We start from the raw sequence: 20,295 nt of genomic DNA, 5'->3' as shown, positions 1-20,295 counted from the left end.
TTCGTCGTCAAGGTATCCGATCACGTGGCGCCGCACGACGCGGCGCCGAAACCCTGAGAGCCCCGCGATGATACCGACGCTTTATGCCCATCCCTTTTCGTCCTATTGCCAGAAAGTGCTGACCGCGCTGTACGAGAACGGCACGCCGTTCGCGTATCGCGTGCTCGCGCACGATGATCCGAAGCCGATGCAGGAGCTGACCGCGCTGTGGCCGTTGAAGCGTTTTCCGGTGCTCGTCGATGCGGGCCGCACCGTGGTCGAGGCGTCGATCATCATCGAGTATCTCGGCCTGAACCATCCGGGCCCCGTGCGCCTGCTGCCCGACGATCCGCACGCGGCGCTCGAAGTGCGGATGATGGATCGCTTCTTCGACAACTACGTGTCGACGCCGCAGCAGAAGGTCGTGTACGACGCGCTGCGGCCGGAAGCCGAGCGCGATGCGCGGGGCGTCGCCGATGCGCGCGCGATGCTCGACACGTCGTATGCGTGGCTGGACAAGAAGATGGCCGATCGCGAATGGGCGGCCGGCGATCGTTTCAGCCTCGCCGATTGCGGCGCGGCGCCGTTCCTGTTCTACGCGGACTGGACGCACCGGATCGATCCGGCGTTCGCGAACGTGATCGCGTATCGCCGGCGTCTGCTTGCGCGGCCGTCGTTCGCGCGCGCGGTCGACGAGGCGCGTCCGTATCGCGCGTTCTTCCCGCTCGGCGCGCCGGATCGAGACTGATTGGCGCGGCCGTCGCGCGGCGCGCCGCCGCCGTGCACGGACGGCAGCGTGTGCCGGGGCGACGGAACGTAAGCAGCGGCAGCATCGCGGTGTGCGCCCGTCACATCGTGTGCGTGGCCGACTGCGCGAGCGTCAGCAGTTCGTCGAACTGCGTGATCAACTCGAAGCACAGCAGGAACGCGAGCGTATAGGCCGGCGCGGGGAAGCGCCGGATCATCTCCAGCACCTGCGGCGCGAAGCGCGAGCGGATCGCGTCGCGCGTCAGCAGCCACGCGATCGCGATGCCGATCGCCGCGCCCGCGATCAGGTCGGTCGGGTAGTGAAAGCCGAGATAGGCGCGCGGCAGGCAGATGAACACGGCGGCGTACAGCAGCGCGAACACGCCGGCGCGGCGCGCGATGATGAAGATGCCGGTCGCGATCGCCATCCACAGCATCGCGTGATCGCTCGGAAACGAACTCCATGCCTGCAGCGTGGCCGCGCGCAGTCCCGCCGACGGGAACGTCAGGTGCAGGTCGGGGTTGTAGATCGGCCGCACGCGGAACGGCAGCACCTGGGCGAGCAGCCGGCCGAACGCGAGCGCGATGAGCCCGCTCGCGACCGTCGCGACGACCAGCTCGCGTTGCCGCTCGCGATTCGAGCCTGGCTGGAACCACAGCCAGCACAGCACGGGAATGAGCACGAAGCCCTTGAACGTGTAGAGGCCGGCGATCACGCGGATCACGTGATTCATCAGCGGGCCGAACGTCACGTGGGTGAGAAAGGTCTGGATCGTGGTGTCGAAATTGTTCATGTCGTGCGAGCCCGGCGGACGTGCGGCGTATCACGCGCGGCCGGCAGGATCTGGAAGCACGCTCGTACCGGAGCGCAACGGGAGGCAAGTATGTCACCCGTTATTTCGAAGAAAATGCGAAAAAATACCGGGAATCCCCTGATGAAACGGGGCGGCGCGACGGGGCCGGATGGGGAAGCGCCGGGCGGCGGGGCGCTGCAGAATCGTCCGATGTTTGCGCGCGGATGCGCACGGCGGTCGGGAAAATATTTGGTTGAACTGCGCAATTCGGCGAGCCGTCACAGACCTTGCACCGGATGAACGAAAGCAGGCTGCAACTTGCGCGGATGTGCCGGGGCGCGCCGCGCGATGCGCATGCCGATCGGAAACAAAAAGAAAAGGCGGGCAAGCCCGGTGGGCTGCCCGCCTCGTCCGCGTGGTGCGGAACTCAATTGCGCCAGATTCGCACGGCGAGTGCGGCCAGCGACGTGGTGACGGCCAGCGCGGTCACCGCATTCCAGCCCAGTTGCGCGAGCAACAAACTGCCGATCGCGGCGCCGGCCGCCATCCCGATGAACATACCGACGAACAGCACCGCGTTGAGGCGGCTGCGCGACGCGGGATCGATCCGGTAGACGATCGACTGGTGCGCAATCAGCGTCGCCTGCACGCCGAGATCGAAGCCGATCGTCGCGACCGCGAGCAGCACGAGCTGCGCATGCGGCGACATCAGCGGCGCGGCGGCCATCGACGCGAACGACAGCGCCGCGATGCCGATACCGATGCGCGTGACGCGCTCGGGGCCGTGATGATCGGCGAGACGCCCTGCAACGGGCGCGGCCAGCGCGCCGGCGGCACCTGCGAGGCCGAAAGCGCCCGCGGCCGCGCTGCCGAGGTGAAACGGCGCACCGTGCAGCATCACCGCGAGCGTCGACCAGAACGCGCTGAACCCGACGGCCAGCAGCCCCTGCGCGAGTGCGGCGCGGCGCAGCGCCGGATGGTGGCGCCACAGCGCGCCGAGCGACCCGATCAGCGCACGATACGGCAGGCGCGTGGTGGGCTCGAAGCGCGGCAGTCCGCGCGCGGCCACGATGCCGATCGCGGCGACGCTGGCGGCCGCGAGCGCGAACATCGCGCGCCAGCCGGCGGTTTCTGCGACGAACCCGGCCACGACGCGCGACAGCAGGATGCCGAGCAACAGCCCCGTCATCACCGTGCCGACGATGCGGCCGCGATGCGCATCGTGCGCGAGCGTCGCGGCGGCCGGCACGACGTCCTGCGCCATCGTCGCGGCGAGGCCGATCGCGAAGCTCGCCGCGAGCAACAGCCCGAGCGACGGCGCGACGGCGGCGAGCAGCAGCGCGACGACCAGTGCGGCGGCCTTGGTCACGATCACGCGGCGCCGGTCGAAGCGGTCGCCGAGCGGCGCGAGCAGCAGGATGCCGAGCGCATAACCGAGCTGCGTGAGCGTCGGCACGAAGCCGATCGCGCGCGCCGACGCGCCGAGATCGGGCCCGAGCGCGCCGAGCATCGGCTGCGCGTAGTAGAGCGGGGCGACGCCGAGGCCGGCGGCGGCCGCGAGCAGCAGCACGAGCCGGCGATCGGGCATCGACGCGGCGGCCGGGCGGGCCGAGGCATGCGCCGCGAGCGGCGCGGCGTCGAGACGGGTGGGGGTGGACATGGCGTGCATCCTCGTGTGGACAACGGAATGGACGCGAGTTTGGCGGCGCGCGGCCGGGCACGGTAGTGCCGCCCGGCGCAGATTTGTTATACGCTGCACGAATGACCGAAAAATCTTCCGCTTTTCCCGCTGCTGAAGGGGTTCCGCGTGTCGGGGCGGTACCGGTGGACGGCGCCGGCTATCGTTTCGAGCTGATGGAAACCTTCGTACGCATAGTCGAGGCCGGCAGCCTGTCGGCTGCCGCCGCGCAATTGCAAACGACGCAGCCGACGATCAGCCGGCGGCTGCAGGCGCTCGAACGCTCGCTCGGCATGCGGCTGCTGCAGCGCACGACGCACACGATGCGGCTGACCGTCGACGGCGAGCGCTGCTTCAAGCGTGCCAAGGAGCTGCTGGCGAGTTGGGCGGCGTTCGAGGCCGATCTGCGCGGCGCGCAGGAGGAGCCCGACGGGTTGCTGCGGGTCGCGGTGCCGCATGCGTTCGGTCAGGAGCGTTTCGTCGAGCCGCTTGCGCAATTCCTGCGCGACTATCCGCGCGTGTCGGTGGAGTGGTTGCTGCAGGACGAGGTGCGGGATTTCGTCGGCAGCGGCATCGATTGCGCGATCCAGGTCGGCGAGCCGATCGATCCGGGCGTCGTCGCGATCCGGTTGACGAAGGTGCCGCGCTTCGTGGTCGCCGCGCCGTCCGTGCTGAACGGCGCCGACGTGCCGGCCGACCCCGACGCGCTGGCCGCGTTGCCGTGGCTCGCACTGCGCACGTACTACCGGACCGAGCTCGCGCTGACGCACGCCGCGACGGGCGAGACGCGGCGCATCGCGATCCGCCCGCGTATCACGACCGCGAACCTGTACGCGTTGCGCAGCGCGGCGCTGCTGGGTGTCGGCGCATGCGTCGGTTCGTCATGGATGCTGGCCGACCACCTCGCGCGCGGCGAACTCGTGCACCTCGCACCCGAGTGGCAGGCCGCGCCGCTGCCCGTCTACCTGACCTATCCGCATGCGCAGTTCTATCCGTCGCGGCTCGTGCGGTTCGTCGCGATGATGCGCGAGGCCGTGCCGGGGCTCGTCGAAGGGCGCGACGTCTGACGCAGCGCGCCCGGCGGCGGATCGCGGTTGCGCGGTCAGCCGCGCCGGATTCCTTCGGGCAGCGCGCTGATGCGGCGCACCTCGGGCGAGTCGAGCCATGCGCGCGACGTCGCGCAATCGGCGAACATGCCGGTCGCATCCTCGCCCCAGAACAGGTCGCCGTCGAGTTCGAAAGTCGGCACGCCGAACACGCCGTGCGCGATGGCTTGATCCGTGTTCGCGCGCAGCGCGTCCTTCACCGGCTGCGCTTCGACGGCCGTCACGCCTTCCGGAAAACCGACGGCTTCGCACAGCGCGGCGAAGCCTTCCGGCGTCGACACGTCCTGGCCGTCGCGCCAGATATGCCGGAAGATCCGCCGGATCGCGTCGACCGAACTGTCCATCGCGATCGCGAGACGCAGCGGCTTGATCGGGTTGAACGGGTGGGCGGGCGGCATCCGGAACGGAATGCCGAGCTTGTCCGCGCGGTATTGCGCGTGGCGATAGGTGAACACGCGCTTCGCCGCGATCTCGGCCGGCGCTTTCTGGCCCCAGTGCGTGAGCAGCGCGCCGAGCACGATCGGCCGCGGCTCGAACGCCGCGGCGGGCGGCAACTGGTCGAACTGTTCCTGCTGCAGGTAGGCGAACGGCGAAACGAAATCGAAATACCAGGTGGCGGTGCGCGCGGCGTTCATCGCGAGAGTCTCCTCGTGCGGGTCCGGATGGATCGGGTGCGGGCCAGTGTCGCACGCGGCGGCGTTTCGCGCTGCCGCGCCGCGTCCCGTCTTTTCCAGTCGTCTGCGCGAACCGCGTGCTACCTGGTTTCCACCAACGCCGCGAGCTTCGCCAGCGCCATTTGCCAGCCGGTTTCGTTGTCGGCGGCCGGCACGCCGGGCGGCACCCCGTCGTGCACCGCATCCACGCGCGTGCCGTCCGCTTCGTCGGACAGCGTGATCGTGATCGTCATGGCGCCGCGCAGCATCGGATCGTCGGTTTCGAACACGTCGATCTCGACGATCCGCTCGTCCGGCACGAGCGTGACGAAGCGGCCGTGGTAGGTATCGGTGCGCGCGGTGGTCTTGCCGTTATCGGCCGACGGCGCGTCGTAGCTCAGCGACACGCGCAGCGCGCCGCCTTCGCGCGTGTCGTACGCGTGCACGCGGCACGTCATGCCGTCGGGCACCTTCCATTGCTCGACCGCGTGCGGATCGAGCAGCGCGCGGTAGACGCGCCCGCGCGGTGCGTTCAGGTGCCGGCTGACCCGGGTCGAATGCGTGTGCGTATGCAGCATGTCGCCTCCTGCGGAGCGTGCGCGACGGTGCACGCCGGATGCCGGCGTGTCGTCATGCCTCCTTCAGGAATCGTAGGCGCGGGCGCGGCGGCATGCAATGACCGCACGTCCGTCTGCGTTCAGCGCAGCGTGGCCGCGAATGCGTCGAGCTGCGTGATGCAGGTGTTCCAGCCCTCGAAGAAGCCGAGCGCTTCATGACGCTCGCGCGTGGCGGCATCGGGGTGCATCACGCGGGCTTCGTAACGGCTGCCCGCATCGTCGTCGGCCATCGTGATGATCGCCGTGAAGCCCATCCACGGCGCCTGCGGTCGCCAGCCGCCCGCGAGCATCGACGTGAACGCGATGCGCGCTTCCGGCACGATTTCGAGGAAGCAGCCGGGATTGTCGCTCGTGCCGCCGTCGGGGCCGCGCATGACCGTGTGGAAGGCGCCGCCCGGCCGCAGGTCGAACGCGCGCACTTCGGTGGTCCACGGTTTCGGGCACCACCATTCCTTCAGCAGTTCGGGGTCGGTCCATGCGCGCCACAGTGCGCGGCGCGGCGCGCGCAGCGTGCGCGTGATGACGAGATCGTGGGCTTCAGCGGGTTCGACGTGGCTTGCTGACATCTTGCTCCTCCTGATGGTGGCGTTCGACGAATTCGACGAGACGATCGGATCGTGCTTCCCACAGCGCGCGCTGCGCGGCGAGCCATGCCTCGGCTTCGGTCAGCCGGCTGCCGACCAGCGTGCAGGTGCGCGAGCGGCCGGTTTTCCGGGTCAGCACGAGGCCGCTGCGCTCGAGCACGGCGACATGCTTCATGAATGACGGCAGCGCCATGTCGAACGGCGCGGCCAGCGCGGAGACGGTTCGTTCGCCCTGGCCGAGCGCGCTGACGATCGCGCAGCGGGTCGGATCGGCGAGGGCGTGGAAGACGTCGCTGATGCCGGATGAAAGGTTAGCCATGTGGCTAAGTATAGGCGATGCAGCGGGAATTTTCGTCGCGTAGGATGATGGGGCGGTAACGCGCGCCGATCGGGGCCGCGTTGCCGGACACCTGCCGCCGTTGCGCGAGCGTCGACGATCCGCCGGCGGGTTTTTCGATTGCGGCCGCATACGAACGAACGCGTGCGGCCGGCCTGACTACCGGAGTGGGCATGACCGAACCTGTTACCGTGCGCCGCATCGGCGCGAGCGATGCGAGGGCCTGCATCGATGCGCTGGCCGACGTGCTGGTCGATTGCGTCGAAGGTGGCGCGTCCGTCAGCTTCATGTTGCCGATCGAGCGGCCGACCGCCATTGCGTTCTGGACGCGCGTGGCCGATGGCGTGGCGAATGACGAACGCATCCTGCTCGTCGCCGAGGACGCGGCCGGCCGGATCGTCGGCACCGTGCAGGTCGTGACCGCGCAGCCCGAGAACCAGCCGCATCGCGCGGATATCGCGAAGATGCTCGTGTCGCGGCACGCGCGCCGGCAGGGCGTCGCCGCGCGCCTGATGGCGGCGGCCGACGCGGCCGCGCGCGACGCGGGCAAGACCGTGCTCGTGCTCGACACCGTGACGGGCGGCGACGCCGAGCGGCTCTACGAGCGGGCCGGCTGGCAGCGCGTCGGCGTCGTGCCGAACTTTGCGCTGATGCCCGACGGCGCGCTCTGCGCGACGACGTTTTTCCACAAGCAGCTCGCGTAGCCGCGCGCATCGACGTCCCCATGCATCCCGTCCACGCGACGCTGCTGTTCGCCACGCTCGCGGCCGGCCTCGTCGCGCTGTTCGCGCCTGCGCTGCTCGCGGCTGCATGGCGACGCCGCACGCATGTGCCGTTTCGCGTGTTTTTCTACGGCATGCTGACCTTCTTCGTGTTCCAGCCGGTGTTGCGCCTGTCGTGGCAGGCGCCGCTGTTTCACTCGCTGGCCCGCGATCCGCGCTGGCACCTGCCGATGCTCGTGTTCGCGGCGTTCACGGCCGGGCTTTTCGAGGAATGCGGTCGCTGGGTCGCATTCCGGTATCTGCTGCCGAAGCGGCGCGACGCGCAGGCCGCCGTGATGCTCGGGCTCGGGCACGGCGGGCTGGAGGCGATGCTGCTCGTCGGCGTCGGGTTTCTCGCGCTCGGCACGGGTTACCTGCTCGCGCACGCGGGCGTCGTCGTGCCTGAGGGCATGCAGTCGCTGATCGGGTCGCAGTTCGCGGGCATGACGCTCGCGTCGCCGTTTCTCGCGCTGCTCGAACGTGTGAGCGCGCTGGCCGCGCATGTCGGGCTGTCGCTGATCGTGCTGCAGGCATTCGTGCGCGGAACGAAGCGCTGGCTCGCGTACGCGATCGCGATTCATTTCCTGTTCGATCTCGTCGCCGTGCTGCTCTCGCAGTACTGGCATGTCGACACCCTGCTGATCGAGGCGATCCTGTTCGCATGCGGCGCCGCGCTCCTGTGGCGGGGCATTCGCCTGAGCCGCTGGGAGACGGGCGCCAGCGACGCGCGCACGAGGCACGCCGCGTAACGCGCATCACGCGCATCGCGCTTCAGCCGTGCGCGGCCGGGTTCGGTCGGCGGATGGCCGGCCGTTCTCCTGCCCGCCACCGGCTGGCGAGGCTGACGGCCATGCCGGCAGTGACGATCGCGATGCCGGCGAGCGCTGGCGCATGCGGCCGTTCGCCGAGCAGCAGCGTGGCCGCGAGCGTCGCGAGGAGCGGCATCAGCGCGGCGAAGGTCGCACCGATGGCCGGGCCGAGCGCGACGACGGCCTGGCTGAAGCAGTAAAGCGCGAGCACCGACATCAGCACGCCCTGGTAGATCGCCTGCGTGGCGATCGCCGCGATGGGCGCATGCAGCACGGCGCCGCCGCGCACGGCCAGATAGAGCGGGCAATAGAGCACGGCGGAGCCGACCGATACGACGGCCGTCGCGTGCAGCGCGCCGGCGGCGGCGCGTTTCGTCGTGACGTTATAGACGGCCCACAGCAGGCCGCCGAGCACGAACAGCACGAGAGCCGGCAGCCCGATCGCGCCGCGCAGCGCATCGGACGCGGTCAGTGCGATGCCGGCCAGGATCGTGACGATGCCCGCGACCTGCGCGGCGCTCAGCCGCTCGTGCGCGACCTGCCGGCCGAGGATCGCGGTGAACGCGATCATGCTGCCCGGCGTCAGTGCAAAGTAGCCGACCGGCGCGCGGCTCAATGCCGCCGCGACGGTCAGGATGTAGGGCGCGCCCGCGCCGGTCACCATCAACCCGACCGATGCCGGACGCAGCGTGCCGAGGCCGCGGCGCAGCAGCACGGGCAGCAGCAGCGTGCCCGAGACGATGAAGCGGATGAACGCGATGTCGTACGCGTCGAAGGCGGAATGCGTGACGCCGATACGCGTGACGACCGGAAAGCCGCCCCAGATGAGCGCTGCGAGCAATCCGTAGCCGATGCCGGCGAGTCGTTGGTTCCTGTTCATGCGCTGGTCCTTGCCGTGCTTCGTTGCGAGCCGATAGGGGGCAAGAATGCGGGGCTTCCAGCTATGCGTCCAATATATTATTCAGGCGCTATTAGGTCGGAAAATGTCTTTGTTGCAGCAGGATGGCGGGGCGTGACCGCGAACGCCAGGGCGTTTCCCTGGTCGTGCCGGGAGCCGGTCGGCGGCGGGAAGTCCGTCGGAAAGAAAAGCCGGACCGGCGGCGTGACGGGTCCGATATATTCACGCAGGAAGCACTCCACCCGCACGCCACGGAACCGCCGCCTCGATGAAACGCTCCCACGTTGCCTTCGCCCTTACGGGCTTGCTCGTTGCGCTGCCGATTGCCGCGTATGCGCTCGTCAAGCCGCTGCGCGTCGTCGCGCCTGCGCTGATCCCCGGCGTGTCTTGCCCGAGCGCCGACATCTGCATCGACGATGCCGCGAAGCTCGGCGACGCGCAGCAGCTCTATCGCGACGGCCATGCACGCGCGGCGGCGGCCGTCGGCGCGTTCCACGATACGCCGCGCGTCGTGTTCTGTTCGACACGCGCGTGCGCGGACGCATTCGGCCTCGGCACGCGCGCGGCGCTGACGCTCGGCAATTTCGGCGTGGTCGTGGCGCCGCGCGGCTGGCAGACCTACTTCCTCGCGCACGAACTGATTCATTACCGGCAGGCCGAAGTGCTCGGCAACCTGGCCGTCGCGACCAAGCCGCGCTGGCTGATCGAAGGGATGGCGTATTCGCTCAGCGAAGATCCGCGCCATCCGCTGACGGAGCCGTTCGAATCGTGGCGCACGCATTTCGCCGCGTGGAATGCGGCGCGCGGTGCGCAACCGTTGTGGGATGCCGCGCGGGCGGTGGAGTAGCGCAGCGTGCCGGGTGACGCGCGAGCGGCGTCAGTGGGCCGCGAAGGGGTCGTAGCTGCCGAAGGTCCAGACGTTGCCCTCGGGGTCGCGCACGTCGTAGCCGCGGCCGGGATAGCCGTCGTTGTCCTTGGGTGCGGTGAGGATGTCGGCGCCGGCCGCGCGGGCACGGGCGCAGTGCGCGTCGGGGTCGTCGATCACGGCGCACACGCACATGGTGATGCCGCCTGCCTCGGACGCGGTCTTCCAGCGATACAGGTCGCGCACGGGGCCGGGGCGGGCCGAACCGAGCATCACCATCTGGCCGTTCAGCGTCAGCTCGGCGTGATGGATCAACGTCGGATCGGTTTCGTCGGCATAGACCGAGTGGCGCTCGAAGCCGAAGGCATTGCAAAGGAAGTCGATGGCAGCCGGCGCGTCGGTGTAGCGCAGGCAGGGGATGAGGGCGTGCTGGACTGGCATGGTTCGAACCTCGGGCTAGGGTCGGGTTTTGCTTCGTCGCGGCCCCTGGGGGAAAACGCGGGGGTTCGACCCGCCGCCCGCCCGATGAGCGCAGCGGCGGCGGGTCGACCCGTCAGGCCGTCGTGTCGATGATGCCCGGAATCTTCACGTCCGGGTTCACGTCCGCTTCGTAGTCGACGCCGGCGATCTCGAAGCCGAACAGCCGCAGGAAGTCGGTCTTGTAGCCGGCGAAGTCGGTCAGCTCGTACAGGTTCTCGTTCGTCACCTTGTCCCACATCGCGACGACCTTCCCCTGCACCTGCGGATCGAGTTCCTTGTAGTCCGCGCGCAGGCGGCCTTCTTCATCGATGTGCGGCGTCGAGCCGTACAGGCTGTCCTTGAGGAGCCCGTACACCTGCTCGATACAGCCTTCGTGCGTGCCGGTTTCCTTCATCACCTTGAACAGCAGCGACAGGTAGAGCGGCATCATCGGGATCGCCGAGCTCGCCTGCGTGACGACGGCCTTCAGCACCGACACGCGCGCATCGCCGCCGTGCGCGGCCAGCTTGTCGCGGATCGACAGCACCTTCTTGTCGAGATCCTTCTTCGCTTCGCCGATCGAGCCGTTCCAGTAGATGTCGTGCGTGATCTGCTCGCCGAGATACGTGAACGCGGTGGTTTTCGCGCCGTCGGCCAGCACGCCGGCTTCAGCCAGCGCGTCGATCCACATCTGCCAGTCCTCGCCGCCCATCACGGCGACGGTGCCGTCGATCTCTTCCTGCGTCGCCGGTTCGAGCGCGACGTCGCGGATCACTTCCTTGTCGGTGTCGAGGCCGCGGAACGTGACCGCCTTGCCGATCGGCTTGAGCGTCGAGCTGATGGTTTCGCCCGTCTTCGGATGCGTGCGGCGCGGCGCCGCGAGGCTGTAGACGACGAGATCGACCTTGCCGAGATCCTGCTTGATGGTGTCGATCGTGACCTGCTTGACCTTGTCGGAGAATGCGTCGCCGTTGATACTGCGCGCATAGAGCCCCTTTTCCGTCGCGAATTTTTCGAACGCGGCGCTGTTGTACCAGCCGGCGGTGCCGGGCTTCGATTCGCTGCCGGCGCGCTCGAAGAACACGCCGAGCGTGTCCGCGCCCGAGCCGAATGCGGCCGAGATCCGGGCGGCGAGGCCGTAGCCGGTCGACGCGCCGATCACGAGCACCTTCTTCGGGCCGTTGGCGATCGGGCCGTGCGAAGTCACGTAGTCGATCTGTTCCTTGACGTTGGCTTCGCAGCCGACCGGATGAGTCGTCACGCAGATGAAGCCACGCACGCGCGGTTTGATGATCATGGAAACCCTCTAATCAGAAAGGCGGAAACGGCCTGAAATCGGAAAAATCCCGCGCATTGTAAAGGAAGCGGCCGGTCGCGGGCGGGCACGGCCGGAACGCGCCACCTCGCCCGGTTATTTCTCTCTTGACAGAAATAACTGAAATGACTAAATTTCACGACATGGAACTCACACCGATTGCCGAACGATTCATTCTCCACTGGGGCGAAATGGGCTCGCGGTGGGGCGTCAACCGCACCGTCTCGCAGATCCACGCGTTGCTCTATCTGGCTGGCCGGCCGGTCGCGGCCGACGAGATCGCCGAGACGCTCAACGTCGCGCGCTCCAACGTCAGCACGAGCCTGAAGGAGCTGCAGGCGTGGCGGCTTGCGAAGGTCGTGCATGTGCTGGGCGATCGCCGCGACCATTTCGAGACGTCGACCGACATCTGGGAACTGTTCAAGCTGATCGTCGAAGGGCGGCGGCAGCGCGAGATCGAGCCGACGCTCACGGTGCTCCGCGATTGCCTGACGAACCCGGAGATCGCCAACGAGAGCCGCGAGACCGAACAGCGCATCCGCGACACGCTGCAGTTCGTCGAGACGCTCACGACCTGGTCGGACGAGATGCTGCGGCTCAAGCCCGACACGCTGATGAAGGCGCTCGGCATCGGCGCGAAGATCAGCCAGACGGTCAGGCGCAAGTCGTCGAAGTAAGCGGTAACGGAAGTGCGGGCAGGCAGCCCGCTTTTTTCGGAGTTGCTATTTCTGTCTGTACAGAAATAACTGTAAATAGAGGATGAAAATGAACGCAGTCTTGCCGTCGGCTTGCCAAGGCGAACGCACCGGGGAGCGCAGCATGACCGTCCTCGTGTGCGGCGCGAACGGCTTCATCGGCCGGGCACTGTGCGCGCAGCTCGAAGCCGGCGGCCATCGCGTGCTGCGCGGCGTGCGTCATGCGGCCGGCCCGCATGAGGTCGCGATCGATTTCGCGAAGGACGTCGACCCCGAATCGTGGCTGGCGCGGCTCGATGGCGTCGACGTGGTGATCAATGCGGTCGGCATCCTCGCCGACCAGCGCGGCGCGACGCTCGACACCGTGCATCGCGCCGCGCCGTGCGCGCTCTTTACGGCGTGCTGCCGCGCGCGCGTGCGGCGCGTGATCCAGATCTCGGCACTCGGCGTCGAGCGTGGCGATACGCGCTACTTCGCCAGCAAGGATGCGGCTGACCGTTTCCTGCAGACGTTGCCGATCGACTCCCGGATCGTGCGTCCCGCGCTCGTCTACGGCGCGTCGGGCACGTCGGCGCGGTTTTTCCGGATGCTCGCGAGCCTGCCCGTGCACATATTGCCGGCGGGCGGCCATCAGCGGCTGCGCCCCGTGCACGTCGACGACCTCGCCGAACTCGTCGCGCGGCTCGCCGATTCGCCATCGTCCGGCAGCACGGTGATCGACGTGGTCGGCAACGACGAAGTCGAATATCGCGAGATGCTGGCCCGCTACCGTGCCGCACTGGGATTTCCGCCGGCTGCACGCGTGACGTTGCCGGGCCCGCTGGCCGGCGCGGCGGCGGTGCTGCTCGGCAAGTTTCCGGGCGCGATCTTCACGCGCGACACGTGGACGATGCTGCGCGCCGGGAACACCGGCGATCCGGCGGCCGCGACGGCGGTGCTCGGCCGGCCGCCGCGCGGCATCGGCGATTTCATTGGCGCGGACGCAACCGCGCTGCGTCGCGACGCGCTCGCGATGTGGCGGCGCCCGTTGTTGCTGGGCGCACTCGCGATCGTGTGGATCTGGACGGCCATCGTCAGCGCGTTCGTCCATCCGCTGAGCGCGAGCCTCGCACTGCTCGCCCCTGCGCACCTGACGGGGCTGCCCGCGCTGGTCGCGCTCTACGCGGCAAGCGCGCTCGATTTCGCATTCGGCATCGCGACGATCTTCGCACCGTCGCGCCGCCTGTGGGTCGCGCAAGCCGCGCTGATCGTCGCGTATTCGGCCGTCATCGCGGTCACGATGCCCGGCCTGCTGGCCGAGCCGTTCGGCCCCGTGCTTAAGAACGTGCCGATTCTCGCCATCCTGTTGATCCTGTTTTCAGAAGAAGAACACGCATGAATACCTATCTCGTCGTCAAGGCGCTGCACATCCTGTCCTCGGTGCTGCTGGTCGGCACCGGCTTCGGCACCGCGTTCTATTTGTTCTTCGCGAACCGCACGCGCTCGGTGCCTGCGATCGCGGCCGTGTCGCGACTCGTGGTGCGCGCGGACTGGTGGTTCACGACGCCGGCCGTGATCTTCCAGCCGGCTTCCGGATTGTGGCTCGCGCATACGGCCGGCTGGCCGTGGCATACGCCGTGGCTCTTCGCGTCGATCGTGCTGTACGCGATCGCAGGCGTGTGCTGGCTGCCGGTCGTGTGGCTGCAGATCGAACTCGCGGCGATGGCGAAGCTCGCGCACGTGAACGGCGACGCCGCGCTGCCGGAGCGGTACTGGCGCTATGCAAAGCGCTGGGAGCTGCTCGGTTATCCGGCGTTCTTCGCGATGCTGTCCGTCTACTTCCTGATGGTGCTCAAGCCGATGTAAGTGCGGTGCACCTGAACGCAGTCGATCGGTTCACGATGCTTGCGATAAAAAGAAGGAATGCGAAGCATGGACTCGAATGAATTGGTGCTGTACTTCGACGGACGGTGTCCGTTGTGCGTCGCTGAAATACGACGTCTCGGGGCGCGGAATACGCGACACCGGCTGGCGTTCGTCGATATCGCCGAGCCGGGTTTCGATCCCGCGCCGCTGGGCGTCGACCTGCCCGCGCTGAATCGCGAACTGCACGCGCGCCTGCCCGACGGACGCATGCTGACCGGCGTGGACAGCATCCTGGCCGCCTATACGCTGGTCGGACGCGGCTGGCTCGTCTGGCCGCTTCGCGTGCCGGCCGTGCGCGACGCGCTCGCGCCGCTGTATCGCCGCTTCGCACGCAACCGGCATGCGGTTTCGCGCTGGCTCGGCTATCACGCCGAAGCGCACTGCGACGGGCCGGCGTGCGGTATCGGCAACGCCGTTGAAAACACGGGCGCGGATCGCCCGGCGCGCGACAACATGCGCCGCTTCGTCGTGAGCTGGATGTATGGCGCGGCGATCGCGCATCTGCTCGTCGGCGTGGCCGTTCCGTGGCTCGCCGGGGCGTCGTTCGTCGATGCGTATCACCGCGGCATCGAGCTGCATTTCTGGGCCGGCGCGGCACCGGCGCAGGCGCGCGCCCAGCAGATCTGGTGGATGTCGCTGATCGGCGCGACGGTGCAGTGCGCATCGGTCTGGATGCTGGCGCTCGTCCACCTCGGCAACCGGTTGCGGAAACGGGAAGTGTGGGGATGGCTGCTGGCCGGTCTGCTGGTCTGGGCACCGCAGGACATGCTGTTGTCGTCGCAGGCTCATGTGTGGAGCCATGTGGCAATCGATATTGCGGCGTTGATCGCGATGGTTCCGCCGCTCGTCTGGCTGTGGAGGAGGGATACCGAATGAACACCTTGCCTGCTTTCGACTGGGCGCTCAACCTGCTGATCGTGCAGGGCGCGATGGGCGCATTCGATACGCTTTATCACCACGAACTCACGCAGGACCTGCCGCACAGCCCGCGCGCGCGGCTCGAGCTGGCGATTCATGCGGTGCGGTCCGTGCTCTACGGTCTCGTGTTCGCGTCGATCGCGAACGTCGCGTTTCACGGCGCATGGGTTGCGGCCATCGCGGCGGTGGTGCTCGTCGAAGTGGTGCTGACGTTGTGGGATTTCGTCGTCGAGGATCAAAGCCGCAAGCTGCCCGCGACCGAGCGCGTGCTGCACACGCTGCTGGCCGTCAACGGCGGCGCGCTGTTCGGGATGATCGCGATGCAGCTGGCCGTCTGGGCGCACGAGCCGACCGCGCTGCACGCGATCGATCTCGGCTGGCGCGGCTGGCTGCTCACCCTGTTCGGCGTCGGCGTGACGGTATCGGGTCTCCGCGACGGGATTGCGGCCTGCCGCATCGCACGCCGTACGCCTGCCGCCAATCCGTTCGCGGGGCAGCCGCCCGGTAACGTGCTCGTCACCGGCGGCACGGGCTTCATCGGCGAAACCCTCGTGAACCAGCTGCTCGACGCAGGGCATACGGTCACGTTGCTGGCGCGCGATCCGCTGCGTGCGGCTTACCTGTTCCAGGGCCGCGTGCGCAGCGTGACGTCCGCCGAACAGTTGCAGCCGCACGAGCGTTTCGACACGGTCGTCAATCTCGCGGGGGCGCCGGTGCTGGGCGCGCGCTGGAGCAAGCGCCGGCAGGCGCTGCTGCTCGCCAGCCGTGTCGGCGTCACGCAGTCGCTGATGCGCTGGGTCGAGACCGCCGAGGTCAAGCCGCGCACGTGGATTCAGGCATCGGCGATCGGTTACTACGGCGTGCGCCCGGCCGACGAACGGCTCGACGAGCGCAGCAGCGCCGGCACCGGCTTCATGTCCGAGCTGTGCCGGCAGTGGGAGCTGTCCGCGCAGCCGCTCGAGCGCCTGGGCGTTCGCCCGGTGGTGCTGCGGCTGGGTGTCGTGTTCGGCCCCGGCGGTGCGCTGCGCCCGATGCTGCTGCCGCATTACTTCGGGATGGGCGGGCGGTTCGGCGACGGCGCGCAGGTGATGAGCTGGATTCATCGCGACGACGTGCTGCGGATCATCGCGCGCGCGATGTCGAGCGCCGGCATGCACGGCGTCTACAACGCGGTCGCGCCGGCGGCATTGACCCAGCGCGAGTTCGTGCGGGTCGTGTCGAAGGTGCTGCGCCGCCCCGCGTGGCTGCCGGTGCCGGCCGCGCCGCTGCGCGCCGCGATGGGCGAGATGGCCGAGCTGTTGCTGGACGGGCAGCGGGTCGTGCCGGCCCGGCTGCATCAGGACGGCTTCATGTTCCGGTTCCCGACGGCCGAGCACGCGCTGCGTGACCTGACGAATCGGCCGCATGCGGATTTTGCCTCGACGGCCTGCCGTTTGCCGCGACGTCGTGTTTAAATTCGGCGTGAACGCGTTCGCGGCGTGTCGTGCGTCCCGAGCGCTCCGCATCCGACCTCACAAGGCTCACAAGGAGACTGCATGCTGCACATCCTCGGCAAGATCCCGTCCATCAACGTGCGCAAGGTGCTGTGGCTGTGCACCGAGCTGAATCTGCCGTTCGAACAGGAAGACTGGGGCGCGGGCTTCCGCACGACCAACGATCCGGCCTATCTCGCGCTGAATCCGAACGCGCTCGTGCCCGTCATCAAGGACGACGATTTCGTGCTCTGGGAATCGAACACGATCATCCGCTACCTCGCGAACCGCTACGGCGGCGATGCGCTCTATCCGGCCGAGCCGCAGGCGCGCGCGCGGGTCGACCAATGGATCGACTGGCAGGGTGCGGACCTGAATCGTTCGTGGGTCGGCGCGTTCCTCGGCCTCGTGCGGAAATCGCCCGATCATCAGGACCCGGACGGCATCGCGCAGTCGATCGCGGGCTGGACGAAGCACATGCGCGTGCTGAACGCGCAGCTCGAAGCGACCGGCGCGTTCGTGGCCGGCGGCCACTTCACGCTCGCGGACATTCCGATCGGCCTGTCGGTGAATCGCTGGTTCGGCACGCCGTTCGAGCATCCGGATTTTCCGGCGGTGTCGCGCTATATCGAGCGTCTTGCGGCGCGCGAAGGCTTCAAGCGTTACGCAGGCAGCGCGAACCCGTAACGCGTCGCAGGGCGTGCGCGATGCGGCGGCATGATGACAGCCGCCGCATCACATCACATCACATCACATCACATCGCATCGCATCGCGGCCGGCATGCAGGCTCGCCGTCACGCGCCGGGCGCGGGCACCGCATCGAGCACGCGCGCGAGAAACGCCTCGTGATTCCACGCGGATTCCGGCCGCGACAACCCGAGCCGCACGACCACCAGCTGCCGGCTCGGCACCACGCTCACGAACTGGCCTTCATGGCCGACCGCATGGAATGCGTCGGCCGGCATCGCGATCGCATGCGGATCGCGATCGTTGAACGGCTCCGGCACCTTGACCCACAGATGCGCGCCGAACTCCTGGCGCGGCGATAGCGGCGTCGCGCGCGTCAGGTAACGCACCCAGCCTTGCGGCAGCAGCCGCTGCCCGTTCCATTCGCCGTCCTGCAGCAGAAGCTGCCCGAAGCGCGCCCAGTCGCGCGCGCTCGCATACAGGTACGACGGGCTGCCGAGCGTGCCGGACGCATCGGGCTCGAACACCGCGCTGCGCATGTCGAGCGGCGCGAACAGCGCACGACGCGGAAACGCGAGGTAATCGGCCTCGCTGCCGCCCATCGCTTCGCGCATCACGCGCGCGACGATCGCGCTCGTGCCGCTCGAGTAGTCCCACCGCGTGCCGGGTGTCGCGACGAGCGGCTTCGCCGACGCGAACCGCGCGGTATCGGGCTGGGTGAACAGCATCACGGCGACGTCGGACAGCGGGTCGTCGTAGTCCTCGTTGAATCGCAGGCCGCTCGTCATCCGCAGCAGCTCGTCGAGCGTGATGGCCGCGCGCGGGTCGCCGTTGCCGCGCCATTCGGGCAGCAGCGCCGACGCGTCGGGCGACAGCTTGTGCTGCGCGACGAGCATGCCGACCAGCGCGGCGGTGACGGTCTTCGTCATCGACCAGCCGGGCAGCGGCGTGTCGGCCGAGATGCCGGGTGCGTAGCGCTCGGCGATCACCTGGCCGCGCCACATCACGACGACCGCGCGCGTGCGCCGCGGGCGCGCCGGATCGGGCTCGTCGAACGCGCGGTCGAGCGCGGTGCGCAGCTTGTCCGCGTCGATGCCGGCGGGCGGCGTGGCGGGGGCGGGCTGCGCCGGTGGCGGATCGGGAAGGGCCGGCAGCGCGGCCGGCAGCGTGCCGGGCGACGGCCCGAGCGCGAGCGTGCAGCCGAGCCCGGGCCGGAAGTCGGCTTCACGTTCGGCGAAGCCGGCGAAGGTCGCCACGGCGCGATGATGCTCGGGATCGATCGACGGGCGCACCAGTTTCAGCAGCGGATGCACGCCGGCCATGATGTCGACGTCGATCACGGAGGCGGCCGGGCGGCCCGACACGAACACGCCGGAACACAGCGCCTTGGCCGCGTAGCCGGTGGCGATCGGCGCGAGCCGCGACAGCATGAAGCCGGCGTAGCCGAGCGCGGCCAGCAGTACGAGGGCGGCGCCCCGTCGGATCAACGTCTTGATGGATGTCGTCATGCGCGAGCGTCCTCGGTTGTCTGCGGGCGGGCCATGAACCGGCAGTGTCGCAGGTTCGGGCGAGCGCTGGCAATCGCGGGCGCATGCGGCGCCGGATGGCGTTACGCGGCGGGTGCGGATCGCAGGTGTCGGGCGCGATGGTCGAACGGGCCGCGAGCGGCCCGTTCCCGTGGCGCGTCAGGGTGTGTTGTTGTCGTTGTCCGGACGCAGTGTCCAGACGGTCGCGGTATTCGTGTTGTCATCGACGGCCGCGAATTGCGGCTGCCCTTTGCTGCCTTGCCCGAACGCCAGGCCGAATGCCGACCCCGGCGCGGTATCGACCTGCATCTGCGCGACGAAGCGCCCGTCCACCGTGAATTCGACGATTTCGCTCGGATGTTGCGGATCGGCGTTGACCGCATCGCCGTTCGCGGTCACGAGATGGCCGTTCGCCGCGAGCGCCAGCGCGAGCGGGCCGTGCAGGTGCTTCGCGTCGAAGTAGATCATCCGGCCGACGCCGCCGTTGCGGTTCGTCGATGCGGCGTTCTGGATCGCGAACACCGCGTTGTCGCCGGTGGACGCGACATACAGCACGTCGATGTTCGGGTCGTAGGCGAGGCCGGTCGGGCCGACGACGAGCGCCGCGGGATCGGTCCGGTTCACGTAGCCCGACGCGATGATGCGCGAACTCGGCAGCATCGTGACGCCGTTGCTGTCGATCGTCAGGTCGATCCGCGCGACCGTCCCGTTCAGCACGTTCGACACGAATGCGGTCACGCGCGCGCCGCGATCGATCACGGTCATGTCCCACGGCCCGTCGAGCAGCGTCGCGCTGACCAACTGCGTGACGAGATTGCCTTGCGGACCGATGACGAGCAGCGAGCCCGGCGCGACGACGGTCTTGCCGTCCGGCGCGGGTACGTTACCGGCCAGCACGAAGCCGCTGCGTAGCACCGCGAGCGCGGTCGTCAGGCCGAGATTGCGGCCCTGGAAGAACGTCGCGGGCGTGTTGCCGGGCGACAGCTTCACGATCGTCGTGCCGGTGCCTTGCGCGTTCGACGCCGCGTTGAAGTTGGACACGACGACGTCGCCGGGTTTCAGCGTGCTCCAGCTCGGCACGCCGCGCGGCACGAACGCGATGCCGTACGGATTGAGGTCGCCGTTGGCCGGCACGGTCGATGCGGTGACCGACGAAGGCGGCAGGATGATGTCGGTGCCGCCGGCCCAGGCAAAGGCCGACGACAACGCGACCAGCCCGGCGCCGCACGCGGCACGGCATAGCGTGCGCGCAATCGCGCGCGAGGTGCGTGCGACGGCGTGCGGGGCAGGGGAACGACAGGAAGGGAGAGGGTCCATGGCATGACTCCGGTTGATGCGTGCGAGCAGTCATCCCGGCTGCCGGCCAGCGCAGCCGACGGGTGTCCGGCGCCGGTTCGCGATCGTGCCGTGCGAACCCGCGCTCGAAATAAACGGATGGCGCCGGCGGCTTATTCCATCCGTCGGCGTACGCCGCGTGCGTGCCGGCCGC

General features: G+C 68.7%; 22 protein-coding genes. 11 read left to right on the top strand and 11 right to left on the bottom strand.

Annotation, left to right across the window (positions count from 1 at the left end):
* Positions 1-67: 67 nt before the first annotated feature.
* Entirely contained in the window at positions 68-727 is a 660-nt protein-coding gene (locus BBJ41_RS27195; protein ID WP_069749306.1) for a glutathione S-transferase family protein, read from the top strand.
* Positions 728-827: 100 nt separating this feature from the next.
* Here BBJ41_RS27195 and BBJ41_RS27190 read toward each other — a convergent pair whose 3' ends face one another.
* On the bottom strand, positions 828-1,520 hold the full coding sequence (locus BBJ41_RS27190) for a phosphatase PAP2 family protein (RefSeq protein ID WP_069749305.1): 693 nt from the start codon (positions 1,518-1,520) through the stop codon (positions 828-830).
* 427 nt (positions 1,521-1,947) lie between these two features.
* Entirely contained in the window at positions 1,948-3,180 is a 1,233-nt protein-coding gene (locus BBJ41_RS27185; protein WP_069749304.1) for an MFS transporter, read from the bottom strand.
* A 101-nt stretch (positions 3,181-3,281) separates the two neighbouring features.
* Between BBJ41_RS27185 and BBJ41_RS27180 the strand changes: the two genes are divergently transcribed.
* Positions 3,282-4,265 carry a LysR family transcriptional regulator gene (locus BBJ41_RS27180; RefSeq protein ID WP_069749303.1) on the top strand — a complete coding sequence of 328 codons (984 nt, stop codon included), beginning with the start codon at positions 3,282-3,284 and terminating at the stop codon, positions 4,263-4,265.
* Between the two features lie 35 nt (positions 4,266-4,300).
* On the opposite strand, the gene BBJ41_RS27175 is transcribed toward BBJ41_RS27180, so the two are convergent.
* From BBJ41_RS27175 to BBJ41_RS27160, 4 genes are all read right to left on the bottom strand, one after another.
* On the bottom strand, positions 4,301-4,939 hold the full coding sequence (locus BBJ41_RS27175) for a 2-hydroxychromene-2-carboxylate isomerase (protein ID WP_069749302.1): 639 nt from the start codon (positions 4,937-4,939) through the stop codon (positions 4,301-4,303).
* Positions 4,940-5,058: 119 nt separating this feature from the next.
* On the bottom strand, positions 5,059-5,535 hold the full coding sequence (locus BBJ41_RS27170; protein WP_069749301.1) for an SRPBCC family protein: 477 nt from the start codon (positions 5,533-5,535) through the stop codon (positions 5,059-5,061).
* A gap of 119 nt (positions 5,536-5,654) precedes the next feature.
* Positions 5,655-6,140, bottom strand: coding sequence for an SRPBCC family protein (locus BBJ41_RS27165; protein ID WP_069749300.1), 486 nt, complete (start codon positions 6,138-6,140; stop codon positions 5,655-5,657).
* Positions 6,112-6,477 carry an ArsR/SmtB family transcription factor gene (locus BBJ41_RS27160; protein WP_069749299.1) on the bottom strand — a complete coding sequence of 122 codons (366 nt, stop codon included), beginning with the start codon at positions 6,475-6,477 and terminating at the stop codon, positions 6,112-6,114. The genes BBJ41_RS27165 and BBJ41_RS27160 overlap by 29 nt, the downstream gene beginning before the upstream one ends.
* Positions 6,478-6,668: 191 nt before the next feature.
* On the opposite strand from BBJ41_RS27160, the gene BBJ41_RS27155 reads away from it, so the two are divergent.
* Entirely contained in the window at positions 6,669-7,199 is a 531-nt protein-coding gene (locus tag BBJ41_RS27155; protein ID WP_069750397.1) for a GNAT family N-acetyltransferase, read from the top strand.
* Positions 7,200-7,219: 20 nt separating this feature from the next.
* Complete coding sequence (locus BBJ41_RS27150) at positions 7,220-8,005, top strand: YhfC family intramembrane metalloprotease (RefSeq protein WP_069749298.1); 786 nt, start codon at positions 7,220-7,222, stop codon at positions 8,003-8,005.
* A 22-nt stretch (positions 8,006-8,027) separates the two neighbouring features.
* Here the strand turns inward: BBJ41_RS27150 and BBJ41_RS27145 are convergent, their stop codons facing one another.
* Positions 8,028-8,945, bottom strand: coding sequence for a DMT family transporter (locus tag BBJ41_RS27145; protein ID WP_069749297.1), 918 nt, complete (start codon positions 8,943-8,945; stop codon positions 8,028-8,030).
* A gap of 286 nt (positions 8,946-9,231) precedes the next feature.
* Between BBJ41_RS27145 and BBJ41_RS27140 the strand changes: the two genes are divergently transcribed.
* Entirely contained in the window at positions 9,232-9,810 is a 579-nt protein-coding gene (locus BBJ41_RS27140) for a hypothetical protein (protein WP_069749296.1), read from the top strand.
* A 30-nt stretch (positions 9,811-9,840) separates the two neighbouring features.
* Here BBJ41_RS27140 and BBJ41_RS27135 read toward each other — a convergent pair whose 3' ends face one another.
* The gene (locus BBJ41_RS27135) at positions 9,841-10,269 is read right to left on the bottom strand and encodes a VOC family protein (RefSeq protein WP_069749295.1); all 429 of its coding nucleotides are present in this window, start codon (positions 10,267-10,269) and stop codon (positions 9,841-9,843) included.
* 112 nt (positions 10,270-10,381) lie between these two features.
* Positions 10,382-11,584 (bottom strand): enoyl-ACP reductase FabV, encoded by a 1,203-nt coding sequence (gene fabV / locus BBJ41_RS27130; protein ID WP_069749294.1) that lies wholly within the window; start codon positions 11,582-11,584, stop codon positions 10,382-10,384.
* A gap of 161 nt (positions 11,585-11,745) precedes the next feature.
* Here fabV and BBJ41_RS27125 point away from each other — a divergent pair, with 161 nt between their 5' ends.
* From BBJ41_RS27125 to BBJ41_RS27100, 6 genes are all read left to right on the top strand, one after another.
* Positions 11,746-12,279 carry a GbsR/MarR family transcriptional regulator gene (locus BBJ41_RS27125; RefSeq protein ID WP_069749293.1) on the top strand — a complete coding sequence of 178 codons (534 nt, stop codon included), beginning with the start codon at positions 11,746-11,748 and terminating at the stop codon, positions 12,277-12,279.
* Positions 12,280-12,367: 88 nt separating this feature from the next.
* Entirely contained in the window at positions 12,368-13,675 is a 1,308-nt protein-coding gene (locus BBJ41_RS27120) for an SDR family oxidoreductase (RefSeq protein ID WP_069750396.1), read from the top strand.
* A complete protein-coding gene (locus BBJ41_RS27115) occupies positions 13,672-14,142 on the top strand; it encodes a DUF2269 family protein (RefSeq protein WP_069749292.1) in 471 nt (156 codons plus the stop codon). The genes BBJ41_RS27120 and BBJ41_RS27115 overlap by 4 nt, the downstream gene beginning before the upstream one ends.
* Before the next feature lie 66 nt (positions 14,143-14,208).
* Entirely contained in the window at positions 14,209-15,078 is an 870-nt protein-coding gene (locus tag BBJ41_RS27110; RefSeq protein ID WP_069749291.1) for a thiol-disulfide oxidoreductase DCC family protein, read from the top strand.
* Positions 15,075-16,574, top strand: a complete 1,500-nt coding sequence (locus BBJ41_RS27105; RefSeq protein ID WP_069749290.1) for a TIGR01777 family oxidoreductase — start codon at positions 15,075-15,077, stop codon at positions 16,572-16,574. Before BBJ41_RS27110 ends, BBJ41_RS27105 begins: the two co-directional genes overlap by 4 nt.
* Before the next feature lie 81 nt (positions 16,575-16,655).
* Positions 16,656-17,279: a glutathione S-transferase family protein gene (locus tag BBJ41_RS27100; RefSeq protein WP_069749289.1), complete on the top strand. Its 624-nt coding sequence runs from the start codon at positions 16,656-16,658 to the stop codon at positions 17,277-17,279.
* Positions 17,280-17,387: 108 nt separating this feature from the next.
* Here the strand turns inward: BBJ41_RS27100 and BBJ41_RS27095 are convergent, their stop codons facing one another.
* On the bottom strand, positions 17,388-18,788 hold the full coding sequence (locus tag BBJ41_RS27095; protein ID WP_069749288.1) for a serine hydrolase domain-containing protein: 1,401 nt from the start codon (positions 18,786-18,788) through the stop codon (positions 17,388-17,390).
* 177 nt (positions 18,789-18,965) lie between these two features.
* Entirely contained in the window at positions 18,966-20,123 is a 1,158-nt protein-coding gene (locus tag BBJ41_RS27090; protein WP_175972530.1) for an NHL repeat-containing protein, read from the bottom strand.
* Positions 20,124-20,295 lie beyond the last annotated feature (172 nt).

The sequence above is a fragment of the Burkholderia stabilis genome (genome assembly GCF_001742165.1).
In the GTDB taxonomy this organism is placed as follows: Bacteria; Pseudomonadota; Gammaproteobacteria; order Burkholderiales; family Burkholderiaceae; genus Burkholderia; species Burkholderia stabilis.
Note: the sequence above shows the minus strand (reverse complement) of the source record. Positions and strands in the feature narration are given on the sequence as shown.

Coding starts and splice junctions, on each gene's coding strand:
- BBJ41_RS27140 (WP_069749296.1), top strand. CDS start 9,232: ATGAAACGCTCCCACGTTGCCTTCGCCCTTACGGGCTTGCTCGTTGCG.
- BBJ41_RS27100 (WP_069749289.1), top strand. CDS start 16,656: ATGCTGCACATCCTCGGCAAGATCCCGTCCATCAACGTGCGCAAGGTG.
- BBJ41_RS27105 (WP_069749290.1), top strand. CDS start 15,075: ATGAACACCTTGCCTGCTTTCGACTGGGCGCTCAACCTGCTGATCGTG.
- BBJ41_RS27195 (WP_069749306.1), top strand. CDS start 68: ATGATACCGACGCTTTATGCCCATCCCTTTTCGTCCTATTGCCAGAAA.
- BBJ41_RS27150 (WP_069749298.1), top strand. CDS start 7,220: ATGCATCCCGTCCACGCGACGCTGCTGTTCGCCACGCTCGCGGCCGGC.
- BBJ41_RS27180 (WP_069749303.1), top strand. CDS start 3,282: ATGACCGAAAAATCTTCCGCTTTTCCCGCTGCTGAAGGGGTTCCGCGT.
- BBJ41_RS27135 (WP_069749295.1), bottom strand. CDS start 10,269: ATGCCAGTCCAGCACGCCCTCATCCCCTGCCTGCGCTACACCGACGCG.
- BBJ41_RS27175 (WP_069749302.1), bottom strand. CDS start 4,939: ATGAACGCCGCGCGCACCGCCACCTGGTATTTCGATTTCGTTTCGCCG.
- BBJ41_RS27190 (WP_069749305.1), bottom strand. CDS start 1,520: ATGAACAATTTCGACACCACGATCCAGACCTTTCTCACCCACGTGACG.
- BBJ41_RS27125 (WP_069749293.1), top strand. CDS start 11,746: ATGGAACTCACACCGATTGCCGAACGATTCATTCTCCACTGGGGCGAA.
- BBJ41_RS27170 (WP_069749301.1), bottom strand. CDS start 5,535: ATGCTGCATACGCACACGCATTCGACCCGGGTCAGCCGGCACCTGAAC.
- BBJ41_RS27165 (WP_069749300.1), bottom strand. CDS start 6,140: ATGTCAGCAAGCCACGTCGAACCCGCTGAAGCCCACGATCTCGTCATC.
- BBJ41_RS27145 (WP_069749297.1), bottom strand. CDS start 8,945: ATGAACAGGAACCAACGACTCGCCGGCATCGGCTACGGATTGCTCGCA.
- BBJ41_RS27120 (WP_069750396.1), top strand. CDS start 12,368: ATGAACGCAGTCTTGCCGTCGGCTTGCCAAGGCGAACGCACCGGGGAG.
- BBJ41_RS27160 (WP_069749299.1), bottom strand. CDS start 6,477: ATGGCTAACCTTTCATCCGGCATCAGCGACGTCTTCCACGCCCTCGCC.
- BBJ41_RS27185 (WP_069749304.1), bottom strand. CDS start 3,180: ATGTCCACCCCCACCCGTCTCGACGCCGCGCCGCTCGCGGCGCATGCC.
- BBJ41_RS27155 (WP_069750397.1), top strand. CDS start 6,669: ATGACCGAACCTGTTACCGTGCGCCGCATCGGCGCGAGCGATGCGAGG.
- BBJ41_RS27110 (WP_069749291.1), top strand. CDS start 14,209: ATGGACTCGAATGAATTGGTGCTGTACTTCGACGGACGGTGTCCGTTG.
- BBJ41_RS27090 (WP_175972530.1), bottom strand. CDS start 20,123: ATGGACCCTCTCCCTTCCTGTCGTTCCCCTGCCCCGCACGCCGTCGCA.
- BBJ41_RS27115 (WP_069749292.1), top strand. CDS start 13,672: ATGAATACCTATCTCGTCGTCAAGGCGCTGCACATCCTGTCCTCGGTG.
- BBJ41_RS27095 (WP_069749288.1), bottom strand. CDS start 18,788: ATGACGACATCCATCAAGACGTTGATCCGACGGGGCGCCGCCCTCGTA.
- fabV (WP_069749294.1), bottom strand. CDS start 11,584: ATGATCATCAAACCGCGCGTGCGTGGCTTCATCTGCGTGACGACTCAT.